15 protein-coding genes are annotated in these 13,871 nt (G+C 68.9%); 10 read left to right on the top strand and 5 right to left on the bottom strand.

Annotation, left to right across the window (positions count from 1 at the left end; all coding sequences use genetic code 11):
• Positions 1 to 12: 12 nt before the first annotated feature.
• The 4 genes from SK803_RS35620 to SK803_RS35605 form a co-directional block, all read right to left on the bottom strand.
• Positions 13 to 2,103, bottom strand: a complete 2,091-nt coding sequence (locus SK803_RS35620) for an alpha-galactosidase (RefSeq protein ID WP_319970589.1) — start codon at positions 2,101 to 2,103, stop codon at positions 13 to 15.
• Between the two features lie 98 nt (positions 2,104 to 2,201).
• A complete protein-coding gene (locus tag SK803_RS35615; RefSeq protein ID WP_319970588.1) occupies positions 2,202 to 3,599 on the bottom strand; it encodes a GntP family permease in 1,398 nt (465 codons plus the stop codon).
• Positions 3,596 to 5,179 (bottom strand): N-acyl-D-amino-acid deacylase family protein, encoded by a 1,584-nt coding sequence (locus tag SK803_RS35610; protein WP_319970587.1) that lies wholly within the window; start codon positions 5,177 to 5,179, stop codon positions 3,596 to 3,598. The genes SK803_RS35615 and SK803_RS35610 overlap by 4 nt, the downstream gene beginning before the upstream one ends.
• 12 nt (positions 5,180 to 5,191) lie before the next feature.
• A complete protein-coding gene (locus SK803_RS35605; protein ID WP_319970586.1) occupies positions 5,192 to 6,472 on the bottom strand; it encodes an amino acid deaminase in 1,281 nt (426 codons plus the stop codon).
• Between the two features lie 97 nt (positions 6,473 to 6,569).
• Between SK803_RS35605 and SK803_RS35600 the strand changes: the two genes are divergently transcribed.
• From SK803_RS35600 to SK803_RS35580, 5 genes are all read left to right on the top strand, one after another.
• Positions 6,570 to 7,535 carry a sugar kinase gene (locus SK803_RS35600; RefSeq protein ID WP_319970585.1) on the top strand — a complete coding sequence of 322 codons (966 nt, stop codon included), beginning with the start codon at positions 6,570 to 6,572 and terminating at the stop codon, positions 7,533 to 7,535.
• On the top strand, positions 7,536 to 8,282 hold the full coding sequence (locus SK803_RS35595; RefSeq protein WP_319970584.1) for an IclR family transcriptional regulator: 747 nt from the start codon (positions 7,536 to 7,538) through the stop codon (positions 8,280 to 8,282).
• A 15-nt stretch (positions 8,283 to 8,297) separates the two neighbouring features.
• Positions 8,298 to 8,678 carry a RidA family protein gene (locus SK803_RS35590; protein ID WP_189159655.1) on the top strand — a complete coding sequence of 127 codons (381 nt, stop codon included), beginning with the start codon at positions 8,298 to 8,300 and terminating at the stop codon, positions 8,676 to 8,678.
• Positions 8,679 to 8,754: 76 nt separating this feature from the next.
• Positions 8,755 to 9,345: a hypothetical protein gene (locus SK803_RS35585; protein ID WP_319970583.1), complete on the top strand. Its 591-nt coding sequence runs from the start codon at positions 8,755 to 8,757 to the stop codon at positions 9,343 to 9,345.
• Complete coding sequence (locus SK803_RS35580; RefSeq protein ID WP_319970582.1) at positions 9,342 to 9,992, top strand: hypothetical protein; 651 nt, start codon at positions 9,342 to 9,344, stop codon at positions 9,990 to 9,992. The genes SK803_RS35585 and SK803_RS35580 overlap by 4 nt, the downstream gene beginning before the upstream one ends.
• On the opposite strand, the gene SK803_RS35575 is transcribed toward SK803_RS35580, so the two are convergent.
• The gene (locus SK803_RS35575) at positions 9,986 to 10,327 is read right to left on the bottom strand and encodes a DUF1844 domain-containing protein (RefSeq protein ID WP_090012317.1); all 342 of its coding nucleotides are present in this window, start codon (positions 10,325 to 10,327) and stop codon (positions 9,986 to 9,988) included. The genes SK803_RS35580 and SK803_RS35575 overlap by 7 nt on opposite strands.
• Before the next feature lie 287 nt (positions 10,328 to 10,614).
• On the opposite strand from SK803_RS35575, the gene infC reads away from it, so the two are divergent.
• From infC to SK803_RS35550, 5 genes are all read left to right on the top strand, one after another.
• Positions 10,615 to 11,223 carry a translation initiation factor IF-3 gene (gene infC, locus SK803_RS35570; RefSeq protein WP_319970581.1) on the top strand — a complete coding sequence of 203 codons (609 nt, stop codon included), beginning with the start codon at positions 10,615 to 10,617 and terminating at the stop codon, positions 11,221 to 11,223.
• A gap of 49 nt (positions 11,224 to 11,272) precedes the next feature.
• Positions 11,273 to 11,467, top strand: coding sequence for a 50S ribosomal protein L35 (gene rpmI / locus SK803_RS35565; protein WP_319970580.1), 195 nt, complete (start codon positions 11,273 to 11,275; stop codon positions 11,465 to 11,467).
• 82 nt (positions 11,468 to 11,549) lie between these two features.
• A complete protein-coding gene (gene rplT, locus SK803_RS35560; RefSeq protein ID WP_319970579.1) occupies positions 11,550 to 11,939 on the top strand; it encodes a 50S ribosomal protein L20 in 390 nt (129 codons plus the stop codon).
• 83 nt (positions 11,940 to 12,022) lie between these two features.
• A complete protein-coding gene (locus SK803_RS35555) occupies positions 12,023 to 12,781 on the top strand; it encodes a TrmH family RNA methyltransferase (RefSeq protein ID WP_406601633.1) in 759 nt (252 codons plus the stop codon).
• Positions 12,782 to 12,905: 124 nt separating this feature from the next.
• Complete coding sequence (locus tag SK803_RS35550; RefSeq protein WP_319970578.1) at positions 12,906 to 13,856, top strand: S41 family peptidase; 951 nt, start codon at positions 12,906 to 12,908, stop codon at positions 13,854 to 13,856.
• Positions 13,857 to 13,871: the final 15 nt, after the last annotated feature.

Raw genomic sequence — 13,871 nt, 5'->3', positions numbered from 1 at the left:
CCGGGGCCTTTCTCACTTCAGGCGCAACAGAAGTGCTTGTTCCGGTTCGAGCACCGGCAGCTGGATCCCGGCCTCCGAGAGCACGGAACCGGGCAGTTCCACGGACTTCCAGTCCGCGGGCAGCCTCTGGATCTGCTTGGGCCGCCCCGCCGGAGCGTCGAACGACAGCCGGTAGGTCCGCGCCGGGTCGAGTCCTGGCAGCCGCACCCGCCGCGGCTTGTTCTGCACCGAGGTCGCCAGTTGCACGTAGCCGAACAGGGCCTCGGACTGGTCCGCGGCAACGATTCCGTGCACCCAGGCGGCGGCGTCCGGGTGGTCGGAGTGCACGGTGACGCCGGTCTGCACCAACGACCGCACGTCCTTGTAGTACTCGATCGCGGCCTGCAGCCCGGCGCGTTCCTCGTCCGTCGCCGAGTTGATGTCCCATTCGATCCCGAAGTGCCCGAACACGGCGGTGGCCACGCGGAACGACAGGTCGTGCACGCGTCCGGTCGTGTGTGACTTCGTGGGACCGACGTGCGCTCCCATCAGCTCCGGCGGCAGGAACACTCCGGTCCACCGCTGGATCAGCTGGCGTTCCAGGGCGTCGTTGCAGTCGGAGGTCCACACGCGGTCGGTGCGCGACAGCACGCCGAGGTCGATCCGGCCGCCGCCCGACGAGCAGCTTTCGATCTCCACGTGCGGGTGCCGCAACCGCAGTTCGTCCAGCAGCCGGTAGTACGCGGCGGTCTGGTCGTGCACGCGCGAGCCGATCAGGTCGCGGTTGTGGTCCCACTTCACGAACGCGATGTCGTTGTCCGACAACACGGACGAGACGCGATCGAGGATGTACGCGTACGCCTCGGGGTGCGCGATGTTCAGCACCTGCTGGTTGCGCGACGGCGGAGGCAGCACCCCGGGACGCGGGCCGAGCACCCAGTCCGGGTGAGCTCGGTAGAGGTCGGAGTCCGTGTTGATCATCTCGGGCTCGAACCACAGCCCGAACTCCATGCCGAGCGCGCGCACGTGCTTGATCAACGGGGTCAGCCCGTCCGGCCACACCGTCTCGTCGACGTACCAGTCACCCAGGCCCGCCGAGTCGTCACGGCGGTGCCGGAACCAGCCGTCGTCCAGCACGAACCGCTCGACACCGATGGCGGCGGCGGTGTCGGCCAACGACGTCAGGCGCGCGAGGTCGTGGTCGAAGTAGACGGCCTCCCACGTGTTGAGCACGACCGGGCGGGGCCTCAGCTCGCGCTCGCGCAGCTGCCGGTGGAACGCCGCCCCGATTCCGTCGATGCCGGCGGGCGAGTAGGCGGCGTAGATCCACGGCGACTCGTACTGCTCGCCGGGCGCCAGCGTGATCTCGCCCGGCAGCAGCAGTTCGCCGCCGCCCAGGACGGGCGAGCCGTCGACCAGGTTCTCCGCGTACGTCACGTGGTTGCCGCTCCACGCCACGTGCAGCGCCCACACCTCGCCGTCGCGGAACGAGAACCCCGGCGTGCCGGCCAGCAACCCGATCGTCGCGTCGTGCCCGGTGCGCCCGCGCCGGTTCTCCCGCACCCACGAGCCGTGGTTGAACGTCTGCCGCTGCGGTGCTCGTTCGCGGCTCCAGCGTCCGGTGAAGTCGAGGAGTTCGGTGGCGTGCGAGGGGACGGGGAGCGCGGTTTCCAGGCCCTCCAACGCATACGGCGTCGTGCCGTCGTTGCGGATGACGTGCCGGAGTCGAACCATGCCGGACGCCAGCAGTTCCAGAGTGCCGGTGACGGTCAGTTCGGCGGCCTCGTCCGACGCGACGTAGCGGAAGATCGCGCCGTCCTCGCCGGAGAACGAGGTCACCGCCAGCGAGGGCGCGAAGTGCTCGCCGCCGCGGTGGCCGCGCAGTCCGGGGCGGCCGACGTAGCCGGCGCCGGCGTCGGGCAGCAGTGCCAGCGGAACCGGTGCGTCCGGCGCGTTGTTCGGGTTCGACCATGAAACGACGTCGACCAGGCCATGAAGTGCGGCCTGGTCGACGTTTCCGAGCGTTCGGCCCCAGTGCGTCATGACCGGCAGGCCTGCGCCCTGGAGGGTGATGACGACGCTGGAGGTGTCGTCGTGCAGGTGCACGACCTCCGTGTTGTTCATGCGGGCCCCGTCCACATCAAACACAAATGAACATTGAGCCGATCCTCAGATGTGTGGCCCGCGTTGTCAAGCGTTGGAGAATGTTGGTTTTTGTCCGATCAGACAACCAGGCTGAGCAGCGCGGCGACCACGAAACCGACCACGGAGAGGATGGTCTCGAGGACCGTCCACGACTGCAGCGTCTCCTTCACCGACAGCCCGAAGTAGCGGGACACGATCCAGAACCCGCCGTCGTTGACGTGCGAGGCGATGATCGAGCCGGACGCGATGGCCATGACCACCAGCGCCAGCTGCGGTTGCGAGAGGTTCATGTCCGCCAGCACCGGTGCCACGATGCCCGCGGTCGTCACGATCGCGACCGTCGCCGAGCCCTGCGCGATCCGGATGACGCAGCTGATCACGTACGCCAGTGCGATCACCGGCAGGCCGAGGTCCGAAAGTTCGCCGGCGAGCGTCTTGCCGATGCCCGTCGCGGCCAGCACGGCGCCGAAGAAGCCACCGGCACCGACGACCAGCAGGATCATCGCGACCGGCCGCAGCGAGGCGGCGGACAGCTCCGCGATCTTCTCCCGCGTCATGCCGCGCCGGAAACCCAGCAGCCAGAACGCGATCAGCACCGAGATCGTCAACGCCACCGCCGGGGTGCCGAAGAACGTGGCGATCGAGTACGGCCGCGAACCCTTCTGCAGCAGGATCGAGCCGAACGTGCCGGCGAGGATCAGCACGAGTGGCAGACCGATGATCGACAGCACCAGGCCGAGCGACGGCGCCTCGCGGTCGCCGTTCTCCTCGCGGGCGGCTTCTGCCGCGACCAGCATCTCCTCCGGCACCGGCACGTTGATGCGCTTGCCGATCCAGTACGAGTAGAGGACACCGCCGACGAACCACGACGGGATCGCCACCGCGAGACCCATGATGATGATCCAGCCGAGCGACACCTTCAGCAGACCGGCCGCCGCCACCGGTCCCGGGTGAGGTGGCATGAACGCGTGCATGACCGAAAGGCCCGCCAGCAACGGCATGCTGAACAGCACGATCGACTTGCCGCTGCGCTTGGCCGCCACGTAGACCAGCGGCGCCAGCACGAAGATGCCGATGTCGAAGAAGACCGGCACGCCGAAGATCAGACCGGCGAGGCCGATCGCGACCGGCGCCTTCTTCTCGCCGAACGCGTGCATCAGCTTGTCCATCAGGACCTGCGCGCCACCGGACGCCTCGAGGATCGCGCCCAGCAGCGTGCCGAGCCCGATGATCGCGGCGATGTGGCCGAGGATGCTGCCGAAGCCCTTCTCCAGCAACGAGTCCGACGCCTTCTGCGCCGACCCGACCAGTGTCTCCGTCGGCACGCCCGCGGCGAGTGCCACCAGCAGCGCGACGACGATCAGCGCGATGAACGGCTCGACCTTGAACTTGATGATGAGGAGCAGCAGCACCGCGATGCTGACTACCGCGAGGGTCAGCAGACCCGGTGTTGAGTGTTGCAACCAGTCGATCACGGGCGGCTCCTGAGTGAATGGCCTGGCAATGCGCCGGTGGCGGTTCCGTCGTCGATCACCGGCACCCCGTTGCAGAACACGAACGGGATGCCGGCGGCCTGCTGCCGAGGCTGGTCGAACGTCGCCGTGTCGGCGATCGTCGAGGCGTCGAACAGCACCAGGTCGGCCGCGTAGCCTTCGCGGACCAGACCTCGGTCGGTGAGCCGCAAACGCTTGGCGGCACGGCCGGTGAGGTGCTCGACGCACTCCTCCAGGCTCAGCACGCCCAGTTCACGGACGTAGCGCGCGAAGTAGCGGGGGAACGTGCCCCACGCGCGCGGATGTGGCCGGTCACCCACGAGCAGCCCGTCGCTGCCGCCGGTGTGCGCCGGATGCTTCATGATCGTCTGCACGTTCTCCTCGTGGCCCACGTGCATGAGGCACGAGGTGCCCATGCGTTCGTCGACCAGCACGTCGAAGTACAGCTCGGCCGGCGCCTGTCCCAGCCGCAGCGCGGACGCGTGGACACTCGCGCCGACCAGGTGCGCGTTGCGGTCGTTGCGGACGCCGTTGATCTCGATGGAGTCCCAGTCGACCGGCACGCCGTGGCAACCGTCCGAGCCGATCTCCTCGATCTCCTCCCGGATGCGCTCTCGGGTGTCCACATCGGACAACCTCGCCAGCGCGCGTTCCGGCCCGCCCTCCGTCGCCCACGACGGGAGCAGCGCGCTCAGGTAGGTCGCGCCCGGCAGGTACGGATAGGTGTCCAGCGAGATGTCCGCGCCACCGGCGATCGCGTCGTCCAGCAACGTCAACAGCTCCGGCGCCCTGCCCTTGTTGACCGGGAAGTTCATCGTGGCGTGCGCGAGGTGCAGCGCGCAGCCGGAACGTTTCGAAACGTCCACCATCTCGGCGTACGCCTCCAACGCGCCGGCGCCGTAGCTGCGGTGGTGCGGGCTGTAGAACCCGCCGTGCTGCCCGACGACCTCGCAGAGCTGCACGAGTTCGGACGTGTCGGCGTACATGCCCGGCGTGTAGGTGAGCCCCGACGACATGCCCATCGCGCCCTCGGCAAGCGATTGCGCGAGAACGGACCTCATCGTGTCCATTTCGGACTTCGTCGGCGGCCGGTCGTCCCAGCCGACCACGAGCATCCGCAGCGTCCCCTGCGGCACCAGGTACGCGGCGTTCACCGCGATGCCCTGGTCGAGCCGGTCGAGGTACTCGCCGACCGAGCGCCAGTTCCAGTCGAAGCCAGGCGGGTCGTCGTTCCACCCGGCGAGCTGACCGCGCAGCGTCGCCAGCACCTCGTCGTTCACCGGTGCGTAGGACAGGCCGTCCTGGCCGAGCACCTCGGTCGTGACGCCCTGCGAGACCTTCGCCAGGTGGTCCGGCTCGGCGAGGATCCGCAGGTCGGAATGCGAGTGCATGTCGATGAACCCCGGGGCGAGCACCAGCCCGTCCGCGTCGATCGACCGCGTGGCCGAGATCGCGTCACCAATCGAGGCGATGACGCCGTCCTTGATCCCCACATCCGCTCGGTAAGCCGGTGTGCCCGTGCCGTCGGCGATCAGTGGACCGCGCAGGACGACGTCGTCCATCGGACGCTCCCTCTAGAAGTAGGTGCGAATCAGGTCGACCACGGTCGTGCCCTCGACGACCGGGATGAGCTGCCACTTGTCGAACACCGTGCAGGGGTGCGAAAGGCCGAGCCCTACCCAGTCGCCGACCCGGACCGTGGACTCCGGGCCCAGGGACAGGAACGCGTGCTGGTCGTTGAGCGCGGTGACCTTCGCCTGGGCCAGCGGGGCGACCGCGCCGTCGTGGCGGCGCACCAGCTGCGGTTCCGGCAGGCCCTCGTCGAACGACGCGTCGCGCTTGCCGATCGTCAGCAACGCCAGGTCGCGCTGCGGCCGGGACGTCACCTGGGCCCACGCCCTGAGCGCGGAACGGAACGGCTCCACGCCCTCGATCCGCGCGAACGGCGAGATCCCGCGGTAGAAGCCGTCGTCGTGCGTGATGTACGCGCCGCTGCGCAGGACCGGCGTCACCGGCACCGGCCACGGCTGGGCCAGCGTCGCCGCCACCTGGTCGAAGTACGCGCTGCCGCCCGCGGTGACGATCACCGAGTCCAGCTCGTCGAGCATCCCGGCGTCGGCCATCCGCAGCACCAACGTCCGCAGGCCGGCCAGATAGGCGTCCACAGTGGACTGTGAAGACTCGGACGCGTCGTGTGCCAGCGCGCCCTCGTAGCCGGAGGCGCCGGCCAGTCGCAGCACCGGGCTCTGGTCGATCGCCCTGGCCACGGCCAGCGCTGTCTCCAGGTCGCGGGCGCCGGTCCGGCCGCCGGGAGCGCCGAGTTCGACCAGCACGTCGATCGGCCGCGAGGGTGTGAGTTCCCGCAGCGTCTCGCTGAGCAGCGTGACACCGGCCTCTGAGTCGGCCCAGCAGCTGAACTCGAAGCCGGGGTCGCTGTCCAGTTCGGTGACGAGCCAGCGCAGCGCGCCGAGGTCGAGCAGCTGGTTCGCGAGCAGGATCCGGCTGACGCCGAACGCCCGGTACACCCGCAGCTGCGACGCGTTGGCGGCGGTGAGGCCCCAGGCGCCGTGCTCGATCTGCCGCTGGAAGAGCTGCGGTGCCATCGTCGTCTTGCCGTGCGGCGCCAGCTTGACGCCGTGGTTGTCACACCACTTGGACATCGTCGTCAGGTTGTGCGTCAACGCGTCCGCGTCCAGCACGACGAGCGGGCCGACGAACTCGTCGGCGAAGAGGTCCAGCCGCTGGTCCGCGACCTCGCCGATGGTCGAGCCGAAGGTGCTCGAGGGCAGGCCCTTGAACCGCCAGCTGATCCGTTCCGACCTGATGTCCGCGACGGCCGAGAGGTCCATCTCCATCAGATGTTGCATATTTTGCAACTCCCATTGCGCGATGTGATGCTGGAGTGTGTAGCATTCGGTCTCGCCGCCGTCAACGAACACCTCTGGAGCACGCATGCGGTTCGAACACGTCGGCGGTGTCGTGTGTCTCGGCGAAACCATGGTGATGATGGTTCCGGCAGAACCCGGTCCCGTGCATCTGGTGCGCACCTGGCACCGGGCCGTCGGTGGCGCGGAGTCCAACGTCGCCTGTCATCTCGCCCGCCTCGGCGTGCCGTCGTCGTGGGTCAGCGCGGTCGGCGACGACTCGTTCGGGCAGGCGGTGGTCGGCACGGTGGGCGGTTTCGGCGTGGACACCTCACGGGTGCGGATCGACGCGACCCGGCCGACCGGCCTCTACGTGAAGGAGGCCTCGCCGAACGGCAGTCCGGTCCGGTACTACCGGCGCGGCTCCGCGGCGTCCGGCATGGGCCTGGAGATGATCGACCGGCTCGGGCTCGGCGAGGTGAAACTGGTGCACCTCAGCGGAATCACGGCCGCTCTGTCCGATTCGTGCCTCGCGCTGATGCGTGAGCTGCTGCGCCGGCCGCGGCACGGGTTCCGGATCTCGTTCGACCTGAACTGGCGGTCCGCGCTGTGGTCCGACCGCGACCCGCGCGTGCTGCGGGAGCTCGCGGACATGGCGGACGTGGTGCTGGCCGGGGCCGACGAGGCGGAGCTCGTGTGGGGCACGGGTGATCCGCAACGGTTGCGCGCGCTGCTGCCCGGCCCGGCGTCGCTGGTGGTGAAGCAGGGTGCGGAGGGTGCGACGCTGCTCGAAGGCGATTCGTCGTACTTCGAACCGGCGCTGGAAGTCGACGTCGTGGAACCGGTCGGGGCGGGTGACGCGTTCGCCGCGGGGTACCTCGCGGCCACGCTGGCGGGGGAGACTCCGTCGGTCCGGTTGCGGGCCGGGCACCTCCAGGCGGCCTCCGCTTTGCTGACCGCGGAGGACGTCGGAGATCCTTTGCCGGACGACGTGACAGATCCGCTGCTGCGCGCCGACCCGCAGACCTGGGCGTCCGCCCGCCTGGAGGTGTAGATGAGCCAGAGTCTCGACAGAGCGCTCACACTCGTGAGCCAGCTCGCCACGGGACCGAAGACGCTGGACGAACTGTCCGGCGTGATCGGTGTGCACAAGTCGACGACGCTGCGGTTGCTGCGCACGCTGGAGTCGCACCGGTTCGTGCAGCGCGACGGCGTGCACCACTACCGCCTCGGCACCGCGTTGTTCGACCTCGCCAACCGCGCTCTCGAGGAACGCGACGTCCGGCGCTCGGCCGAGCCCGCGTTGCGCGACCTCAACTCGCGCCTCGGCTACACGATCCACCTCGCGTCCTATGAGGACGGTGAGGTGATCTACATCGACAAGTACGAGTCGACGCACCAGATGCGCATGTACTCACGCATCGGCCGCCGCGCGCCGTTGCACTGCACGGCCGTGGCGAAGATCCTGCTGGCGGACTTGTCCTCCGTCGCGCTGCAGAAGGTTCTGGCGACGATGGAGTTCCCGCGCTTGACGGCGAACACCATCATCGGCCCGACGGCGTACATGGCGGAGCTGGAACGCGTGCGCGCCAACGGTTACGCGGTCGACAACGCCGAACACGAGGACTTCATCCACTGCATCGCCGCCCCGATCAAGGGTTCGCGGGGCGAGGTGATCGCCGCCGTGTCGATGTCGGTGCCGAAGGTGCTGCTCGACTTCGACGGGCTGCTCGCCCACCTGCCCGACCTGCTCGCCACCGCCGAAGCTGCTTCAGTCGAATGCGGTTACGTTCCAAGATGAATAAGGGGAAGTCCGTTGTCCAAGGTTGAGATCAAGACTGCCGACGCTCCGCAGCCGGTGGCCCGTTTCTCGCAGGGTGTGCGCAAGGGCAACATCCTGCAGGTGGCCGGTCAGGTCGCGTTCGACCCGAAGTCCGGCGACATCGTCGGCACCACCGTCGCGGAGCAGACCCGTCAGACGTTCGCGAACCTGCACGCGGTGCTCGCCGCCGGCGGCGCGTCCATCGACGACGTGGTGATGATCCGCGTCTACCTCACCGACACCGCGCACTTCGCGGAGCTGAACGAGGTCTACGGCGAGTTCGTGACGGACCCGGCGCCCGCCCGCACGACCGTCTACGTCGGGCTTCCGGCCGGTCTGCTGGTGGAGATCGACGCGCTCGCAGTCGTCGACTGATCTGTTCGCAGCAACGGCGGTTCGGACGGCTCGCAGGGCCTCCGGACCGCCGTTGACGTTGTGACACCATCCGCACATGAAGTGGTACGCGGACAGACCTGCCAGGTTCACGCGTCAGCTGATCGCCGACCTCCTCGCCGCCGGATGGGTGGCGCTGTGGATCTGGGTCGCGAGCACCGCCCACGACTGGGTGCTGGAGCTCAGAGCACCTGGTGACGGCCTGGTCAACGCGGGCGGCGACATTCGCGACGTCTTCACCAACGCTGCGAGCAAGGCCAAGGGCGTTCCCTTCGTGGGCGACGACCTGTCCGGCGCGCTGGGCAACGGCACCAAGGCCGGCGAGACCCTCATCGGTGCCGGTAACACGCAGATCGGTGTGGTGCAGGACACGGCGTTCTGGCTCGCCGTGGCCGTCGTCACCATTCCGGTGCTGTTCCTGCTCATCACGTGGTTGCCGCTGCGGCTGCGATACGCGCGCAAGGCCGGCGACATCGCGAAGCTGAGGGACAAGCCCGATCTGCTCGCGCTGCGAGCGCTCACCAGCCTGTCGCCGAAGGAGCTGAGCAAGTTCTCCGGCGATCCCGCGGTGGGCTGGCGCACCGGCGACACCGACGTCATCGACGACCTCGCCCGCCGGCAGCTCCTGGCGCTGGGGGTGCGGGCATGATCGCGCTCTCGGTGATCGCCGCCGTCGTGGCGATGTGTGCGACGGCCATCGCGTTGTGGCAGGCGCGCGAGGCGAAGAACGCTCAGGCCGCCGCGAACAGGGCGCAGGACGCGGCCCAGCGGGCGCAGGACGAGGCGCAGGCCGCCCGCAAGGCCGTGGAACAGGCGACGGCCAGCGCGTTGCAGTCCAAGACGGCGGTCGAAGAAGCCAGGAAGGCCGTCGCGGACGCACAGGAGGCGGCGGCGGCGTCACGGCTGCTGGCGGACGAGGCCCAGTTCGCGGCCCAGCAGGCGACCGCGCAGATCAACGAGCTCACCGAGTTCCTCGCCGCCGAACGCAGCAGGAGGGGCATGCCGACGTTCGCGATCACGCCCGGCGCGCCCGACGAGTTCCGGCTCAGCTACTTCGGCGGGCCCGCGGTCATCGACGAGCTGACGGTGTCGGTCGTGCCGGGATCACGGGTGCTCGGGCTCTCCCAGTACGACGAGCCGCCGACGGAGCACCTCAGCCTCGGCCCGCTCCACAACGGCTCCGCCGTCACGTTCCGGGCGGCCACCGGGCAACGTGCCTCGGCGGTGTTCCAGATCAGGGCGGAGCCGTGGGAACCGGTCGTGGTCAGAGCGGATCAGCAGGGGGCGGGTCAGTAGACGGGACCGGTGAACTTCTCGCCGGGACCCTGGCCGGGCTCGTCCGGCACGGCGGAGGCCTCGCGGAACGCGCGCTGCACCGACTGCAGGCCGTCCTTGAGCGGCGCGGCGTGCGGGCCGAGGTACTCGGAGGTCGCCGTGACCAGGCCGGCCAGGCCCGTGATCAGGCGGCGGGCCTCGTCCAGGTCGCGGCGCGGGGAGTTGTCGGGGTCCGGGTCGGCGAGGCCCAGGCGCTCCGCGGAGGCGGACAGCAGCATCACCGCCGCCCGGCTGATCACCTCGATGCTGGGGACATCGCCCAGGTCACGGATGCTGTCTTCAAGCGGATCGGTCACCCCGACATTCAAGCAACCCCACGTCACACCTCCTCGATTCGGGGGTTGACAAGAGCGTCTGCTAGTATTTCCGACGCGACCAGCTCTCGTTAGTGCGAGAGCGGCAAGTGGAGCCCCGCTCCCACCCGCGTTCACCGTCTCAAGAGGTGGCCGGGTCCGGTCCTCCTGACACGCAGGGCACACGGGTGCCCCAGAGCCAGGTAAGTGATCGGTCGGAAGCGGGCCCTGTCGTCGACATCGACGACGGGGCTCTTGTCTTTGGCGCAAACGAGTCTCAAAGGACGTGAATGACAAGTCCCTCGAACCGAGGTGCTCCCGTCAGCACCGAGCCGCGCATCAACGACCGCATTCGGGTGCCGGAGGTCCGTCTGGTCGGGCCGAATGGTGAGCAGGTCGGGATCGTTCGCATCGAGGACGCGCTCCGACTCGCGCAGGAAGCGGATCTGGACCTCGTCGAGGTCGCCGCGCAGGCTCGACCGCCGGTCTGCAAGCTCATGGACTACGGCAAGTTCAAGTACGAGACGGCGCAGAAGGCCCGCGAGTCTCGTCGGAACCAGCAGCTGACCGTGATCAAGGAGCAGAAGCTCCGGCCGAAGATCGACCCGCACGACTACCAGACGAAGAAGGGCCACGTGGCCCGCTTCCTGTCGCACGGGAACAAGGTCAAGGTGACCATCATGTTCCGCGGCCGCGAGCAGTCGCGCCCGGAGCTCGGTTACCGGTTGCTGCAGAAGCTGGCGGAGGACGTCGCGGAGCTGGGCTTCGTCGAGTCCAACCCGAAGCAGGACGGCCGCAACATGATCATGGTGTTGGCGCCGCACAAGAACATCAAGGCGCGTCCGGTCAAGCAGGACGGCGACGTCGACACCGACGAAGCCACCGAACCCGCTGAATAGGACGCATGGCCGCCCCCGACCCGGTGGGTAGCACGAGACGAGGACGGAAATGCCGAAGAACAAGACGCACAAGGGGACCTCGAAGCGAGTCAAGGTCACCGGCAGCGGGAAGCTCGTCCGTGAGAAGACGGGCAAGCGCCACCGCCTGGAGGTCAAGTCCAGCAAGGAGACGCGCGCCATGGCCGGCACGGTCGTGGTGTCTCCCGCTGACGCGCCCCGCTTGAAGAAGCTGCTCGGTCTCTGACCGTTTTCCCCTAGCTAACTCGGGGCGGCAGTGCCAGATCTTCTGGCGAACACCGCCCCCATGAGATCGACAGGATGGACCCGTGGCACGCGTCAAGCGGGCTGTAAACGCCCAGAAGAAGCGCCGTACCACCCTTGAGCTGGCGAGCGGTTACCGCGGCCAGCGCTCGAGGCTGTACCGCAAGGCCAAGGAGCAGGTGCTCCACTCGCTCAACTACGCGTACCGCGACCGCCGTGCGCGCAAGGGCGACTTCCGCAAGCTGTGGATCCAGCGCATCAACGCCGCTGCCCGCGCGAACGGCATGACCTACAACCGTCTGATCCAGGGCCTTCGCCTTGGTGGCGTCGAGGTCGACCGCAAGATCCTCGCGGACCTCGCCGTGCACGACGCCAACGCCTTCACCGCTCTCGTCGAGATCGCCCGTGGGGCGCTCCCGGCCGACGTGAACGCTCCGGCCGGGGACCAGGCCTGAGCGAGCACGCTCGCGGCAGCTTTCATCGACCCGAGGCAGATCCGTTCACCGAACGGACGCCTCGGGTCGTTGCTGCTCGCCACCTGACCCGCCGCCAGGGCCGTGACAAGGCCGGCCGCTTCCTCGTCGAGGGAGCCCAGGCCGTGCGCGAGGCACTTGCCTGGAAAACCGGTGAGGTGCACGAACTCTTCGTCACGGCAACGGCAGCGGACCGCAACGCCGAACTGCTCCAGTCCGCCTCCGAGCGAGGCATCCGGATCAGCGAGGTCACCGACAAGGCCGCCACGTCGCTGTCGGAAACCGTGACGCCCCAGGGCCTCGTCGCGGTCTGCGACGCCGTGCCGCAGCCGCTCGACCAGGCCCTGCAAGGCACCCCGAGGCTCGTCGCCGTCCTCTACGGCGTCTCGGACCCCGGCAACGCGGGCACCGTCACGCGCGTCGCCGACGCGGCCGGAGCCGACGCGGTGATCTTCGCGGGCGACACGGTCGACCCGCACAACGGCAAGTGCGTGCGCGCCTCCACCGGCTCGCTCTTCCACCTGCCGATCGCCCGTTCCCGCGACGCGTCCGAAGTGTTCGCCGCCTGCCGCGCAGCCGGGCTGAAGCTCGTGGCCGCCGACGGCCACGCGAAGGACGACCTCGTCGAGGCCTCGGTCAAGGGCGACCTGAAGCAGCCCACGGCGTGGGTGTTCGGCAGCGAGGCCCACGGCCTGCCCGACGCCGTGCTGGCGGAGCTCGACACGTCGCTGAAGGTGCCGCTGTACGGCGCCGCCGAGAGCCTGAACCTCGCGACGGCCGCCGCGGTCTGCCTCTACGCCTCGGCGCGGGATCAGCGCAGCTGACGCTCGGCGCGAACCGGTAGTCCGGCAACGGTCGACGTGGTCGAACTGCCAGGCGGGGGCGCATACCCAGTGCCCACACCAAAAATCGGCTGTCGGTTCGCCGAGCGTCTCGTATCGTGGGCCGGTGCGCGAACCCGAGATCGAACTCCTGTGCTCCCAGCTCGCCTCCTACTACGTGTTCCCGGACACCGCCAACGAGATCGCGACCGTCCTGCGCACCCGCCTGGCCGAGGGCGCCTACGTCGACGCCGTGGACGACGAGGAGTTCGCGGCCCGAGTCACCGCGGATCTGCAAAGTGTCAACGGGGACAAGCATCTCCGGCTGCTCCACAGCGTCGAGGAGGTTCCCGAGACCGGCCAGGAGCCGGCGTGGGACCCGGTGGCGTACCGGAAGGAGGCCGAGCTCGACGCGTTCGGCGTCAGGAAGATCGAGCGCCTGAAGGGCAACGTCGGCCTGCTGGAGTTCAACCTGCTGCACGACGCCGAGATCGCTACGCCCGCTGTCATCGCCGCGATGAACCTCATCGCGCACACCGACGCGTTGATCATCGACCTGCGCGCCAACGGCGGCGGCGACCCCAACACGGTCGCGTTGATCTGCAGCTACCTGTTCGACGAAGAAGTGCACCTCAACGACATCTACAACCGCCCGGACGACACCACCCGGCAGTTCTGGACGCTGCCGCACGTGCCCGGCCCGAAGTTCGGCGGGAAGAAGCCGATCTACGTCCTCACCAGCGCCCGCACGTTCTCCGGCGCGGAGGAGCTGAGTTACAACCTCCAGCAGAGCGAGCGCGCCACCCTCATCGGTGAGACCACGAAGGGCGGCGCCCACCCCGGTGAGCGCTACCGCGTCGGCCCGCACCTCAAGTCGGCCGTGCCCAACGGGCGCGCCATCAACCCGGTCTCCGGCACCAACTGGGAAGGCGTCGGCGTCGTCCCGCACGTCGAGGTGCCCGCGGACAAGGCGTTCGAGATCGCCTACGAGAAGGCCCTCGAACACGTTCTGACGCTCGGCGACGACGGCCCCCGCCGCCTGATCGCGGCGGCAGCCGCAGAAGCCCTGAAGGGGTAGTGCCGTGGCCGCTGC

It is taken from the genome of Lentzea miocenica (genome assembly GCF_033949945.1).
GTDB classification, from domain to species: domain Bacteria; phylum Actinomycetota; class Actinomycetes; order Mycobacteriales; family Pseudonocardiaceae; genus Lentzea; species Lentzea miocenica.
This window is presented reverse-complemented; position numbering and strand designations above follow the sequence as displayed.

Coding starts and splice junctions, on each gene's coding strand:
- SK803_RS35620 (WP_319970589.1), bottom strand. CDS start 2,103: ATGAACAACACGGAGGTCGTGCACCTGCACGACGACACCTCCAGCGTC.
- SK803_RS35610 (WP_319970587.1), bottom strand. CDS start 5,179: ATGGACGACGTCGTCCTGCGCGGTCCACTGATCGCCGACGGCACGGGC.
- SK803_RS35605 (WP_319970586.1), bottom strand. CDS start 6,472: ATGGAGATGGACCTCTCGGCCGTCGCGGACATCAGGTCGGAACGGATC.
- SK803_RS35600 (WP_319970585.1), top strand. CDS start 6,570: ATGCGGTTCGAACACGTCGGCGGTGTCGTGTGTCTCGGCGAAACCATG.
- SK803_RS35595 (WP_319970584.1), top strand. CDS start 7,536: ATGAGCCAGAGTCTCGACAGAGCGCTCACACTCGTGAGCCAGCTCGCC.
- SK803_RS35585 (WP_319970583.1), top strand. CDS start 8,755: ATGAAGTGGTACGCGGACAGACCTGCCAGGTTCACGCGTCAGCTGATC.
- SK803_RS35580 (WP_319970582.1), top strand. CDS start 9,342: ATGATCGCGCTCTCGGTGATCGCCGCCGTCGTGGCGATGTGTGCGACG.
- infC (WP_319970581.1), top strand. CDS start 10,615: ATGACAAGTCCCTCGAACCGAGGTGCTCCCGTCAGCACCGAGCCGCGC.
- rpmI (WP_319970580.1), top strand. CDS start 11,273: ATGCCGAAGAACAAGACGCACAAGGGGACCTCGAAGCGAGTCAAGGTC.